This is a genomic window from uncultured Bradyrhizobium sp., assembly GCF_936928535.1.
In the GTDB taxonomy this organism is placed as follows: Bacteria; Pseudomonadota; Alphaproteobacteria; order Rhizobiales; family Xanthobacteraceae; genus Bradyrhizobium.
The window spans coordinates 1-12,838 of record NZ_CAKZHY010000137.1 but is presented as its reverse complement, the minus strand read 5'-3'; the positions used below and the strand labels follow the sequence as shown (position 1 = coordinate 12,838).

The following is a 12,838-nucleotide window of genomic DNA, read 5'->3' as shown; positions in this document are numbered from 1 at the left end:
GCTTTTGGCTTCAAGAAAGCGCACCACGATTACGCGTTTTTACACGACCAAGACCGGCTCCGTACGACTGCAGACTCCCGCGCGATTGTCGCAAAAATTCAACTGCGGGTAGGCAGCCTAGCCGCCCGGAGGGCCGAACAGTGCGCGCAGCTTGGCGCCCGCACCACGCGCTGCCCAGGCATCGGCGAGCATCGCGATCCATTCGCCGAGCGCGATCCGGATCGGGTTGAGGGAGGGCGTGCCCCCGACAAGGCCGAAGCGGAGCGGCTGGTCTGTCGGCCGCTCGGCAAAGGTCCCGAACAGGCGATCGAACACGATCAGGATACCGCCGTAGTTCCTGTCGAGGCATGGCTCGTTGCAGGCGTGGTGGACGCGATGGTGGCTCGGCGTGTTGAGCACCCATTCCAATTTTCCGAGGCGCGGCGTGAAGTCGCTGTGGATGAAGAACTGGTAGAGCAGATTGATCCCGAGCATCGTCACGATCGCGAAGGGATGGAAGCCGACCCAGGCGAGCGGCAGGAAGAACAGAAAATTGCCCGAGATGTTGCCAGTCCACCCCAGCCGGATCGCGGCGGTCAGGTTCAGCCGCGTCGTCGAGTGATGCACCGCATGGGTCGCCCACATCCAGCGAATGCGGTGCGAGGCGCGATGCTGCCAATAGTAGAGAAACTCGCTGCCGACGAACAGTCCGGCCAGCGCGAACGGATCGGATTGGTCGACGTCGAACAGGCGGTGCTGGTAGAGGAAGGCGAACGGCACGGCGAGAAATCCGGCCTCGGCGGCGCGCAGCACGTTCTGTCCGAGCGCGACGCCGAATGACGCGACGCTTTCGCGCCAATCATGGGTCTCGCGGTGGGCCAGCCGGCCAATGCCATATTCGAGCAGCATCAGGCCGAGCGCCGTCGCCACGATCACGCGACGGAGCGTGGGATCGAGCAGGAGTGATGCCGTGCTCATCGAATCCTCCTATTTCGGGGCGACGCCCGCCGTGATCGCGCGGTCCCGCAGCAATTGCGCGCGTGGCATCATTTGCGCGCAGGCGGCGCTGAGCTGATCGGTATGCGATTTCAGGCAGGCGAGGATCCGTCCGCCACCTGGTGTGACGCTGCTGCACAGGCGGTCATAGTCGGCGCTACACGCGCGCAGCAGCAGCGTCGCTTCGCTGCGCATATCGGCGGGCACCTGGGTCTGCGCGAAACCGGGCGTGGCGATTGCGATCATCAGGGCGGATGCGATGGCGATGCGCGCTGCCAAGATGAGGCGAGAGCAAGTGGACATGTCGTTCTCCTGGGCTTCCGAGAAAGCGGCCGCCGTCGCGTGGGGCAGACGCGACGACGGCCCGGCGCGGCCTCGCTCAGCGCGAGATCGTGCCGGAGCGGGTGTAGGTGTTGCCGGCCGGACCGGTGCGGGAGACGTTGCGCGAGCAGCTTCCATTGGCGCAGCTGCCCGTCGCGGTGACGCTGGAGGTGCCGCGCGGACCGGAGCTGGTCGCCGACCGTGTCCAGGCATTGGCGTCGGCTGCCGCCGCCACCGACAGGGCGCCGATGAAGAGAGTGGTGAGGAAGAACTTGGTCATGATCGTCGTCTCCTTGTGAAGGCTGCCGCGAGCGGCGCCATGCAGAGGAGACTGGGCCGGCGAGGTCTGCGCCGCATTGCCGGCACGAAACGATTGTTATGGCTTTGTCGGGGGCGTGTAACACTATGTAACAACGAGGCCCGTGCCCTTGCGCGGCGGGCGTCATTGTCCACAATGCGGCCATGAACGCGCATCCAGCCACGATTCTCATGGTGGAGGACGATCCCGAGATCAGCCGCCTCGTGGCCGATTTCATGCGGCGCGAGGGGTTCGAGGTCGCCTGCGTCGGCGACGGCAAGGCGATGGATGCGATGCTTCAGCGGCTGCGGCCCGATCTCCTTATCCTCGACCTGATGCTGCCGGGCGAGGACGGGCTTTCGATCTGCCGCCGCCTGCGCGCCGATGATTCCATCCCGATCCTGATGCTCACCGCCAAGAGCGACGAGATCGATCGCGTGGTTGGCCTGGAGATGGGCGCCGACGATTATCTCGCAAAGCCGTTTGGCCCGCGTGAGCTGCTGGCGCGGGTCCGCGCCGTCCTCCGCCGCAGCAACGGCATCGCCGCCAAACCTCTGGTCCGGCGATTTGCGTTCGACCGCTTCGTGATCGATCTCGATGCCCGCAGCGTCGAGGCGGTCGAGGCCGAGGTCAGCGCGCTGCAATTGACCAGCGCCGAGTTCGACCTGCTCGGCTGCTTTGTGCAGCGGCCGCGCCGGGTGCTGACCCGCGACCAGATTCTCGATTGGACGCGGGGACGCTCGGCCGAGCCGTTCGATCGCACCGTCGACATGCTGATCTCGCGGTTGCGCAAGAAGCTCGACGGCGCCAGCCCCGGCTCCAATCTCATCACGACGGTGCGCAACGGCGGTTATCTCTTCATCGGGACCGTCAGGCAGGTGTCGTGATGTTGCGCGTGACGCTTGCCGCGCGGCTGGCCTTGATCGGATTGATCGGCTTCAGCGTGGTCGTCACCGTCGTGGTGGCAATCTTCTACCGCACAACGGTGCACGAGAACGAGCTGACTCGGCCGACGCCGCAGCGTCTCGATGCGCTGGCCGCGCTGCTCGAGCGCACGGCCGTTGCCTCGCGGCAGTCCGTGCTCGATGCCGTGTCCTCACCGCAATTCATGGTGCGGATCATGCCGTCGGCTGCGCCGGTCGATGGCGAGACGCCGGAGCAGCAGCAGAAGCTGCGCGAGAGCTATGCCGCCGGTCTGTCCGGACGCCCGGTCGAGATCGTGTCGCCGCCCGACCATCGCGTCGCACGCCTGTTTCCCCGCATCGCCCGGCTGATGGCCAATGCCATCGAATTCCGGATCGGCCTGCACGGCGGCGAGCTCCTGATCATCGATGCCTATACCCGCCTGCCGATCACCCCGCTTGGCCTGCCCGTCGGGTTCGGCGCGGGTCTGTTCGGTTCGATCGTGGCGCTGCTGGCATTGCTGGTCATGCAGCGCGAGACGCGGCCGTTGGCGCAACTCGCAGCAGCGGTCGATCGTGTCGATCTGTCGACCGATCCGCCGCCGCTGCCGGACGCAAAGCGCAGTGCGCCCGAGATCCGCGCCGTCATTGCCGCGTTCAACCGCTTGCAGGGGCGGCTCGCGGAGATGCTGCGCGCGCGCATGACGCTGGTGGGTGGCATCGCCCATGACGTCAGGACGTTCGCAACCAGGTTACGATTGCGCGTCGAGCACATCCCCGATGACGCCGAACGTCAGCGGGCGGTTGCCGATATCGACGACATGATCCGCCTGCTCGACGATGCGTTGCTGTCGACGCGGGCCGGCGCCGGCGGCTTGTCACAGGAAATGGTCGAGTTCGTCGCGTTGATCGCCGCCGAAGTGCACGATCGCCGCGCGCAGGGAGCCGCGGTCGATCTGGTGGAGGACTCCCATGCGCGGGATGCTATCGTGCTCGGTGATCGGCTGGCGCTGCGGCGGATCCTCGCCAACATCATCGACAACGCGCTCGCCTATGGCCACGCGGCGCGTGTCCATGCCGCGTTGAAGGACGGCGCCATTGTCGTGTCGATCGACGACGACGGCCCGGGCATTCCGGCCGATCAGCGTCAGACCGTGCTGGAGCCGTTCCATCGGCTGGAGAAGTCCCGTAACCGCGCCACCGGCGGCGCCGGCCTCGGCCTTGCCGTGGTGCGCAGCCTGGTCGAGGCCCATGGCGGCACAATCGAGATTGCCGCAGCCCCCGGCAAGGGCACGCGGGTGGGTGTCGTGTTGCCGGTGTTTCAATCCGGCTAGAGCGGAACAGCCTTATGCCGCCACCACCGCCGGGATCGGCAGCGCCGTCACCGACTTGATCTTCTCCATCGCGAAGCGCGAGGTGACGTTCTTCAGCGGCACGGCGCTGATCAGCTTCTTGTAGAAGATGTCATAGGCCTGCATGTCCGCGACCACGACGCGGAGCATGTAATCGACGTCGCCGGCCATGCGGTAGAATTCCATCACCTCGGGCATGGCGCTGACGGCTTCGGCGAATTTCTTCAGCCAGGCGTCGGAATGATCGGAGCTCTCCACCGAGACGAAGACGGAGATGCCGAGCCCGATCTTGTTCTGGTCGACCAGCGCCACCCGCTTCAGGATCACGCCGTCGGCTTCCAGGCGCTGGATGCGCTTCCAGCAGGGGGTCGAGGACAGCCCGACGCGGTCGCCGATCTCGGCAACGGACAGCGAAGCGTCCTCTTGGAGCACCATCAGGATCTTGCGGTCGATGGCGTCGAGGCGGCGGCTGGTCTCGGGGATCTGGACTGCGGCATCGGTCATTTTGAAGAACTTTGTTCCAATTCAGGGGCTTAATTTCCTGATATAGAGAAAATCCTTCTATAGCAAGTCCATAATCTCGGCCTGTCCCGGAATGGCTCTATCGCCTCTTCTGCAAAAACGCTTCAACTTCAATACGTTGTGGTGCAGCCAGGCTGCCGCCATGGCGGGTGCATTTCAGCGCCGCCGCGGCCGTGGCGAATCGCAGCGCCTCGCGTAAGCAGCCGCCCTCCGCGAGTCGGAGGGTGAAGGCGCCATGGAAGACATCGCCGGCGCCAAGGGTATCCAGCGCCTCGACCGGAAAGGCGGGCGTCTCCTCCAGTCCACCCGCCTCGTTCAACCATATCGTGCCATCAGGGCCGCGGGTGGCGGCGAGGAAGGCTGGCGTGACTTTGGCGAGCCTTCGAAGCGCCTCGCCGTCGTCGGCGATGCCAGCGGTCTCCTGCACCTGCTCGCTGGCAAACAGCAGATGCGAGGCTGACGTCAGCAATTGGTCGGTCAGCGCCATCGCGCGGTCGACACCGACGATCACGGGAATGCCGCGCCGGCGCGCCTCGGTGCAGAGATCGGTGCAAAAGGCACCGCAGCGGCTCTCGACCAGGACGGCCTGGCAATCGGCGAGGAGTTCGTCTGCATCCGAAAGCATCACGCTCCACAGCGCGGGATCGCGGTAGATCGTCAGCGTGCGTTCGCCTGAAGCATCGATGATGATCGCCGAGACGGGCGTGGCCGTATCAGGGATGCGTACGATGTGCGCGGTGTCGATGCCTTCAGCGGCCATCCGCTCGAGAATGAAGCCGCTCGACGTTTCGCGCGCATCGCCCATCGGTCCGGCAAAGGCGACGCGGCCGCCAAGTCGCGCCATCGCGATCGCGGCATTGAGCGCGTTGCCGCCGCAGATCTCGGCGAGGTGTGTCGCGTTCGCCTTGCTGCCGCGCTCCGGCACGGCCTCCACCCGGAAGGTGAGATCGCGCACGGGGATGCCGATGGACAGGATGCGCGGCGCGATCGCAGGCAGCGCCATCGGCAGCCTCAGCTCTTGTCGTGGACCCAGCGGCCGAGCAGATGATGCGCGATGGCAAACGGATGCGGCCCGGCGAGCCCGTCCGGATGCGTTCGCTTCAGCATCAGCGCCGCTTCCTCGCGCGTGAACCAGCGCGCGTCCTCGAGCTCGGAATGGTCGACCACGATGTCCTCGCTCACGGCCCGCGCGCTGCAGCCGATCATCAGCGACGACGGATAGGGCCAGGGCTGGGTCATGTAATACTGCACGTCGGTGCAGCGAATGCCTGACTCTTCCAGGATTTCGCGGCGTACCGCGTCCTCGATGGTCTCGGCGGCCTCGACGAAGCCGGCGAGGCAGGAATACATGCCCGGCGGAAACTGCTTCTGGCGGCCGAGCAGGCACTTTTCGCCCGACGCCACCAGCATGATCACGACGGGATCGGTGCGCGGAAAGTGCTCGGCCTTGCACGCCGGACAGTCGCGCTTCCAGCCGCCTTCCTTCATTGCGCTGCGGGTGCCGCAATTGGCGCAATAGCCGTGGCGCTGGTGCCAGCTGACCATCGACTTCGCCATCGCGATCGCCGACAGCTCCTCGGGCGGGATCGCGCCCTGCATCGCCATGCCGCGCAACTCGGTGACGGTGTAGTCCTCTCGGCCGACAAGCTTTTCGGCCGCGGCCTGCGCCAGGCCCATGCCGAACACCGCCGCGCCATCGCGCAAGCCCAGAAAGATCGTGCCGGGATTGGCGCCGCATTTCAGCGCCTCGTCGATCGACAGCAGCGCACGCGCCTTGTCGCCCTCGCGCTTCACCAGCAGCGAGTCGCGGTAGACGACGTAGGCGCGCGACGATGGTTTCTGCTCCAGCGCGAACAGCTTTTCGTCGTCGCGGCGCAGATGCGCGGCGCGATCGAGGATGTTGGTGACGAAGGCCGGCTGCCCCAGCGGAAACGAGTCGAATGCTGACATTTCTTGTTCTTTCAACCCAACCAGATTTTCTTGCGAAGCGCGCTGATGAAATTCTGCACCTCGGTGGCATCGTGCGCCAGCGGCGGCATCACGCCCCAGACCGGCCGCGGCCAGGCGGCGTCGCTGGTGCGGCGTGCGATGATGTGAACGTGAAGCTGCGGCACGAGATTGCCGAGCGCGGCGACATTGAGCTTGTCGCATCTGGTGATCTCCTTCAGCGCGCGCGAGACGCGGGAGATCTCGGTCATCAGCTGTGCCTGCTGCACCTCGTCGAGATCGATGATCTCGACCGCATCAGCGCGCCGCGGCACCAGCAGCAGCCACGGATAATGCGCGTCCTTGATGACAAGCACCTTCGACAGCGGCAGATCGCCGATATCGATGGTGTCTTCTTTCAGGCGGGAATGCAGCGACCAGACGGGTTCGGACATGGAGCTTTCCGGATGGCCCGGCGGGCGGGCGCGTTGGGCCTGACCATACGATACGAGGTCAGTGAGGGGAAGGATGGCAACTGCATACTCGATCGTCGTCCTAAACAAGCGAAGCGCAGATCCAGGGCTTTCGCCAGGACGACAACGGAGGCTCACGCCTCCGCCAGCACCCGCGCATTGGCGCGCATCGAGGCTTCGCTGACGCGGATGCCGAGGCCGGGGCCGTCGGGCACGACAACGTGACCGCCGCGGTTGGCAATGCGCTCCTCCAGCACGTCCTCGGTCAGCACGTGATGTGGCATGTAGAATTCGCAGCCGAGCGAGATGCCCGGCGTTGCCGCGATCAGCTGTGTCCCGGCGGCTAGCCCAATGCCGCCTTCCCACAGCGTGCCGCCATAGCCGGGGAGGCCTGCGATGTCGGCGATCGCCATCATCGCCTGCGCCTCGAGCAGGCCGCCGGATTTCATCAACTTGATGGAGACGGCATCGGCCGCCTCGCGGCGCACGACCTCCATCATGTCGCGACGGTCAAAGCAGCTTTCGTCGGCGAGCACAGGCGTTTCCAGCGCCGCCGTGAGTTGCGCCATCACGTCGAGAAACTTGCGCGGCACCGGCTGCTCGATGAAATCAGGCGCGAACTCCTCGACATCGCGCAGAATCTTGATGGCGCCGAACGGCGCGAGCGCCTGATTGTAGTCGACGCGCAGATCGACCTTGTCGCCGAATTCCTTCCGGATCGCTTCGAGGTGATCGAGATCCTCACGATGCGGCTTCACGCCTGTTTTGACCTTGTAGATGACATTGCCTTCGGGAACCATCTTTCGCATGCGCTCGAGATCGGCGGCGAAATCCGGATCGGCGATCGAGAACGACAGCGGGATCGTGTCGCGCACGCGACCGCCGAGCAAATCGGCAACCGATAGGCCTGAGGATTTGCCGACGATGTCGAGCAGCGCCATCTCGATCGCCACTTTTGCTTCCGCATGGCCGACCAGCGCGCGGTCGAGCTCGGCCATCAGTGCGCGAATGCGCCGCACGGATTTGCCGAGCAGGATCGGCCGCAGATAAATATCGAGCGCGGCGAAGGCAGCTTCCGGCGTTCCCGTGAACACCTCCCACGGTGCCGCCTCGCCCCAGCCGATCACGCCGTCGCTCGAGGTCAGCTCGATCAGCACGCGCTTCACCGTGCCCTTGACGTTGCCGACGCCCTGCAGGCGCGCCATCTTGATCGGGCTCTCGATCAGGAACAGCCTGAGCCGCTGGATGGTCGCTTCGCTCATGTCAGGCCTCCATTGACGTGCCAGACCTGGCCTGTGACGTAGGACGCTTTTGGCGAGGCCAGGAAGGCGATGATCTCGGCGACCTCTTCCGGCCGTCCGCGACGGCCCATCGGGATCAGCGCTTCGGTCGCGGCGATCTGCTCGGGCGAGAGCCTGCTCTCGCTCGGCTTGTCCTTGAAAATCAGGCCCGGCGCGACAGCGTTGACGGTGATGCCGTCTTTGGCGAGCTCGACCGCGCTGAGCCGCACGAGCGCTTCGAGCGCGGAGCGGCTCGCGGCTGTGGCTGCGAACGGCGCGAATTCGGGCCGGATCGCGTGCGCCACGAAGGACGACACCGCCACGATTCGTGCATCCTGGCCGGCGCGCAGCAGTGGCAGCGCGGCCTCGACCATGCGCGTGAAGGCCAGCGCCGATTCGTCCATCGCCTGTCGGAATTGATCCGCCGGCGTGCCGATGGCGCTGCCGCGGCGGGCGTGGCCGCCGACCATGATCAAGCCGTCGAGGCGGCCGAAGGCCTTTTGTGCGGCGGCTACGGCGTCGATGATCGCCGCCTGCTCGGCAAGGTCGCCGAGGCATTTTGCAACGGCCGCGCCTTTCGCTTCGGCCTCGGTCGCAGTGGCGTCGAGGCCCTCCGCGTTCGCGCGCGTGTGCAGCAGGAGAGCGACACCAGGTGCCGCGAGCAGTTTTGCCGTGGCGCGACCGATGCCGCTGGCGGCGCCGGTGACGAGATAGACGCGATCGATATCAGGCATCACGATGTCGCGTTGGCCGGCGGCAGCGCGCCGGTGCGGTGGAAATGGCTGAGGAAGGCGCGCGTGGCGGCTTCCCTTGGATTGTCGATCACTTGTCGCGCCGGGCCTTCCTCGACCACGACGCCGTCGCGCATGAAGATCAGGCGGTCGGCGACCTCGCGGGCGAAGGCGATCTCGTGGGTGACGATCACCATGGTCATGCCCTCGGACGCCAGTTGCTGGATCACGCTCAACACTTCCCCGACGAGCTCCGGATCAAGCGCCGAGGTCGCTTCGTCGAACAGCATCACATCGGGCTCCATGGCCAGCGCGCGCGCGATCGCGACACGCTGTTTCTGTCCGCCGGACAGCGTCGTCGGATATTGGTCCGCCTTTTCCGCGAGCCCGACCTTGGCCAGCTGCGCCCGCGCGAGCTTTTCGGCATCGGCCTTGGCCATGCGCCGCACCGTGACGGGTCCCTCCATCACGTTCTGAAGCGTCGTCATGTGCGGGAACAGGTTGAAGTGCTGGAACACCATGCCGGTGGTGGCGCGGAACTTTGCCAGCGTCTTCACGTCAGGCAGCTTCGCGCCGTCGCCGAATGCAAAGCTGATATCGCCGACGCGGACGCTGCCGCCATCGGGCACGACCAGCAGGTTGATGCAGCGGAGCAGCGTCGATTTGCCGGACCCTGATGGCCCGATCAGTGCGACGACGCCGCCCTTGGCGACGTCGAGGTTGATGTTCTTCAAGACCTCGTTGCTGCCGAAGCTTTTGCGCAAGCCGCGGATCTCGATTTTCGACGTCTCGCTCATTCGCTGACCGCCAGTCGCTTCTCGCCGCGGCGGACGATGATGGTGAGCGGGATCAGGATCGCCGCATAGGCGACCGCCACGGCCGTGTAGGTTTCCAGCGGCCGGTAGCTGTCATGCGCCGCGACCTGGCTTTGATATACCAGATCAGGCACCGCCAGCACCGAGACCAGCGAGGTGTTCTTGAACTGGATGATCGACTGGTTCATCAGCGCCGGGATCATGCGCTTGATCGCCTGCGGCAGCACGATGCGCCGCATGCTCTGGCCAGGCGTCATGCCGAGCGCGGCGCCGGCTTCCGATTGGCCCTTGTCGATCGAGATGATGCCGCCGCGGATGATCTCGGAATAGAACGAGCCGCCATAGAGCGACAGCGCCAGCGCCGAGGCCGTGATCGGCGTCATCTCGACGCCGGCGAGGATCGGCAGCGCGTAGTAGAACCAGATCAGCTGCACCAGGATCGGCGTACAACGAAACGCCTCGATGAAGGTGAGGGCGGTCAAGCGCACGGCCTTGAAGCGCGACAGGGTGCCGAAGGCGCCCAGCAGGCCGAACACGAGGCCAAGCAGCACGATCACCACGGTGAAGCCGACGGTGACGCCGAGCCCGTTGAGAAAGAGCCAGCGATAGCTCCAGAGGATGCCGAAGTCCCACTGATACATGCGTGTCTTACTCGTCGTACGCCTAGTCGCTGGCATTGTCGTTCCGGGGCTCGCGTAGCGAGAACCCGGAACCTCGAGATTCCGGGTTCGATGCTGCGCATCGCCCCGGAATGACGGCGCTAAACCTTACAACGACACGCCCGGCGGAATGTCTGCCTCCGTCACGCCCACCAGCTCCATGTTGGTGATGATGGCGTTGCGGATGAAGCCGAGGCCCTTGTTGAAGTCGATCCAGGTGTTGACGTAGTCGCGCCAGGTCTTGTCGTTCTCGCGGCGGAAGCCGGCGTTCGACGTCGTCGCGAAGATCGGCGTCGGCAGCACGAACTGGCCGAGTGAGGGGTTCTTCTTCAGCACGGTCAGCGACAGCATGGTGATCAGGCACTGCGCGTCGACGCGGCCGGTCTGCAGCGCGGCGGTGGCATCGTCGGCGGTCTTCAGCCGCGAGATCTGCGCCTTCGGCGTCAGGCGGCTGACGACCTGGTCGTGAGAGGAGCCCTGGTCGACCGCGATCTTGATGTCGGGCGAGTTCAGCTCGGCCCAGCTCTTCGGCTTGAAGTCCTTCTTGCAGAGGATGCCGAAAGCGTTGTTGAAAACAGGCACCGAGAAGTCGATCACGAGCGCGCGCTTCGGGGTCGGGTTGAGGCCGAAGAAGATGTCGATCTTGTTGGATTGCAGATCCAGCACCGAATTGCCCCAGGTGGTCTCGGTGATCTCGAGCTCGGCCTCCATGTCGTCGGCCAGTCCCTTGGCGATGTCGATGTAGAAACCCTTCCACTGGCCGGTGGCGAGGTCCTTCATGTAGTAGGGCGCGCCGCCGCCGACCGCGCCGATCCGCATCTTCTTGGTGCGGCGGATGCGGGCAAAGGTCGATTCGTTGGGATCGGCCGCCTGGGCCACGGCCGGAGAGGCCAGTGCGCCGGCGGTCACGGCGCCGATGGCACCAAGTCCGACAATCGATGCAACATCACGACGTGTAACCATTGGGATCAATCGCTTTTCTCGTTGGGTGGAGTTCCGGCAGCGTTCTTACCAAGGCGGCCATGCGAGCGAAAGCACAGCCTATCGGCTGGGCAGGTCAGGAATTGCCCGGATGCTGGGCAAGATCAGGCTGGCCGATGTGATACCCGCTTGCTTTCCGCTCCCGATAGCCCCAAATAGGGACCGGGAGATTGGCGGTGGACGAGCCACTCGCCAACCGGGTCAGGTCCGGAAGGAAGCAGCCCTAACGAGGTCCGGATCGGGTCGCTCGTCAGTCTCCTACCTGTTTTTTCGAGCGAATTGCGCCGGCGGCTTGAGCCGCCAGCGCGCTCCTGTCCGCAAAAGCCAGCCGAGAGACATTCCATTGCGGATTGACCGATGACCGACGCTGGCGCCCCTCCACCTCCTGACAGCGCCGGCCCGGCCGGCAATGCGCCTTACCGGGTGCTGGCGCGGAAATACCGCCCCTCGAGTTTCGACGATCTGATCGGCCAGGAGGCCGTGGTCCGCACCGTCTCCAATGCCTTCGAGACCGGACGGATTCCGCAGGCCTGGATCCTCACCGGCGTCCGCGGCGTGGGCAAGACCACCACTGCGCGCATTCTTGCCCGTGCACTCAACTACGAGATGCCGGATGGCTCGGTGAAGGGCCCGACCATCCACATGCCGACCCTCGGCGTGCATTGCCAGGCGATCATGGAAAGCCGGCACATGGACGTGCTGGAGATGGACGCGGCCTCGCATACCGGCGTCGACGACGTCCGCCAGATCAATGACAGCGTGCGCTACGCGCCGGCCAGCGCCCGCTACAAGGTCTACATCATCGACGAAGTCCACATGCTGTCGACGGCAGCGTTCAACGCCTTCCTGAAGACGCTGGAGGAGCCGCCGGAGCACGCCAAGTTCGTGTTCGCGACGACCGAGATCCGCAAGGTTCCGGTGACAGTGTTATCGCGCTGCCAGCGTTTCGACCTGCGCCGCGTCGAGGCCGACGTGCTGATGAAGCACCTCGCCAACATCGCGGCGAAGGAAAGCGTCGAGATCGAGCCCGAGGCGCTCGGCATCATCGCGCGCGCGGCCGAAGGCTCGGTGCGCGATTCGCTGTCGCTGCTCGATCAGGCGATCGCGCATGCGGCGGGGCAGGTGAAGGCCGATGCCGTCAGGCAGATGCTGGGCCTTGCCGACCGCACGCGTGTGATCGACCTGTTCGAATCGCTGGCGCGCGGCGACATCGCTGCTGCCTTCAAGGAGTTCCGCGATCAGTACGATGTCGGTGCCGATCCGATCGTGGTGCTCTCTGATCTCGCCGAGTTCGTCAATTTCGTCACCCGCGTGAAGATCATTCCGGCGACCGCCGAGAACGTCGCCTATGGCGAGACCGAGCGCGTGCGCGCGAAGGAATTCGCCTCGAAGATCTCGATGCGCGTGCTGTCGCGGATGTGGCAGATGCTGCTCAAGGGCATCACCGAGGTGCAGGCCGCAACGCGCCCCGCCGCCGCCGCCGAGATGGTGCTGGTGCGCATCGCCTATGTTGCCGACCTGCCGACGCCGGACGAAGCGATCAGGATGCTCGAGCAGAACGGCGGTGGCTCGCAAATCGTCAGCGGCGGCGGTGCGCGCGGCA

15 protein-coding genes and 1 other RNA gene are annotated in these 12,838 nt (G+C 65.4%); 4 read left to right on the top strand and 12 right to left on the bottom strand.

All coding sequences use genetic code 11. The features are described from left to right. Window positions 1–117: 117 nt before the first annotated feature. The 3 genes from Q0687_RS27570 to Q0687_RS27560 all read right to left on the bottom strand — a co-directional run bounded on the left by Q0687_RS27570 (window position 118) and on the right by Q0687_RS27560 (window position 1,576). A complete protein-coding gene (locus tag Q0687_RS27570; RefSeq protein ID WP_298884116.1) occupies window positions 118–957 on the bottom strand; it encodes a sterol desaturase family protein in 840 nt (279 codons plus the stop codon). Window positions 958–966: 9 nt separating this feature from the next. Next, window positions 967–1,278 carry a cysteine rich repeat-containing protein gene (locus tag Q0687_RS27565; RefSeq protein ID WP_298884114.1) on the bottom strand — a complete coding sequence of 104 codons (312 nt, stop codon included), beginning with the start codon at window positions 1,276–1,278 and terminating at the stop codon, window positions 967–969. A 76-nt stretch (window positions 1,279–1,354) separates the two neighbouring features. Then, the gene (locus Q0687_RS27560; RefSeq protein ID WP_298884111.1) at window positions 1,355–1,576 is read right to left on the bottom strand and encodes a hypothetical protein; all 222 of its coding nucleotides are present in this window, start codon (window positions 1,574–1,576) and stop codon (window positions 1,355–1,357) included. A gap of 182 nt (window positions 1,577–1,758) precedes the next feature. On the opposite strand from Q0687_RS27560, the gene Q0687_RS27555 reads away from it, so the two are divergent. After that, window positions 1,759–2,481, top strand: a complete 723-nt coding sequence (locus Q0687_RS27555) for a response regulator transcription factor (RefSeq protein ID WP_298884108.1) — start codon at window positions 1,759–1,761, stop codon at window positions 2,479–2,481. Beyond that, the gene (locus Q0687_RS27550) at window positions 2,481–3,830 is read left to right on the top strand and encodes an ATP-binding protein (protein WP_298884105.1); all 1,350 of its coding nucleotides are present in this window, start codon (window positions 2,481–2,483) and stop codon (window positions 3,828–3,830) included. The genes Q0687_RS27555 and Q0687_RS27550 overlap by 1 nt, the downstream gene beginning before the upstream one ends. Window positions 3,831–3,842: 12 nt before the next feature. Here the strand turns inward: Q0687_RS27550 and Q0687_RS27545 are convergent, their stop codons facing one another. The 9 genes from Q0687_RS27545 to Q0687_RS27505 form a co-directional block, all read right to left on the bottom strand. Continuing rightward, window positions 3,843–4,352 carry an Lrp/AsnC family transcriptional regulator gene (locus tag Q0687_RS27545; protein WP_018643457.1) on the bottom strand — a complete coding sequence of 170 codons (510 nt, stop codon included), beginning with the start codon at window positions 4,350–4,352 and terminating at the stop codon, window positions 3,843–3,845. Between the two features lie 97 nt (window positions 4,353–4,449). Further along, window positions 4,450–5,373 carry a sugar kinase gene (locus Q0687_RS27540; RefSeq protein ID WP_298884098.1) on the bottom strand — a complete coding sequence of 308 codons (924 nt, stop codon included), beginning with the start codon at window positions 5,371–5,373 and terminating at the stop codon, window positions 4,450–4,452. An 8-nt stretch (window positions 5,374–5,381) separates the two neighbouring features. Next, window positions 5,382–6,320: an NAD(+) diphosphatase gene (nudC, locus tag Q0687_RS27535; protein WP_298884095.1), complete on the bottom strand. Its 939-nt coding sequence runs from the start codon at window positions 6,318–6,320 to the stop codon at window positions 5,382–5,384. Between the two features lie 11 nt (window positions 6,321–6,331). Further along, window positions 6,332–6,751, bottom strand: a complete 420-nt coding sequence (locus Q0687_RS27530) for an HIT family protein (protein WP_298884092.1) — start codon at window positions 6,749–6,751, stop codon at window positions 6,332–6,334. Between the two features lie 152 nt (window positions 6,752–6,903). Continuing rightward, window positions 6,904–8,031 carry a muconate cycloisomerase family protein gene (locus tag Q0687_RS27525; RefSeq protein ID WP_298884090.1) on the bottom strand — a complete coding sequence of 376 codons (1,128 nt, stop codon included), beginning with the start codon at window positions 8,029–8,031 and terminating at the stop codon, window positions 6,904–6,906. Continuing rightward, a complete protein-coding gene (locus Q0687_RS27520) occupies window positions 8,028–8,783 on the bottom strand; it encodes an SDR family oxidoreductase (RefSeq protein WP_298884088.1) in 756 nt (251 codons plus the stop codon). The genes Q0687_RS27525 and Q0687_RS27520 overlap by 4 nt, the downstream gene beginning before the upstream one ends. Further along, complete coding sequence (locus Q0687_RS27515) at window positions 8,783–9,577, bottom strand: amino acid ABC transporter ATP-binding protein (RefSeq protein WP_298884087.1); 795 nt, start codon at window positions 9,575–9,577, stop codon at window positions 8,783–8,785. The genes Q0687_RS27520 and Q0687_RS27515 overlap by 1 nt, the downstream gene beginning before the upstream one ends. Beyond that, complete coding sequence (locus Q0687_RS27510) at window positions 9,574–10,236, bottom strand: amino acid ABC transporter permease (RefSeq protein ID WP_298884085.1); 663 nt, start codon at window positions 10,234–10,236, stop codon at window positions 9,574–9,576. Before Q0687_RS27510 ends, Q0687_RS27515 begins: the two co-directional genes overlap by 4 nt. A gap of 126 nt (window positions 10,237–10,362) precedes the next feature. Then, on the bottom strand, window positions 10,363–11,217 hold the full coding sequence (locus Q0687_RS27505; RefSeq protein WP_298884083.1) for a transporter substrate-binding domain-containing protein: 855 nt from the start codon (window positions 11,215–11,217) through the stop codon (window positions 10,363–10,365). 183 nt (window positions 11,218–11,400) lie between these two features. Here Q0687_RS27505 and ffs point away from each other — a divergent pair. After that, window positions 11,401–11,497, top strand: an RNA gene (gene ffs, locus Q0687_RS27500) — signal recognition particle sRNA small type. Between the two features lie 95 nt (window positions 11,498–11,592). Beyond that, on the top strand, window positions 11,593–12,838 hold a 1,246-nt coding region (locus Q0687_RS27495; protein WP_298884080.1), incomplete at its 3' end, for a DNA polymerase III subunit gamma/tau.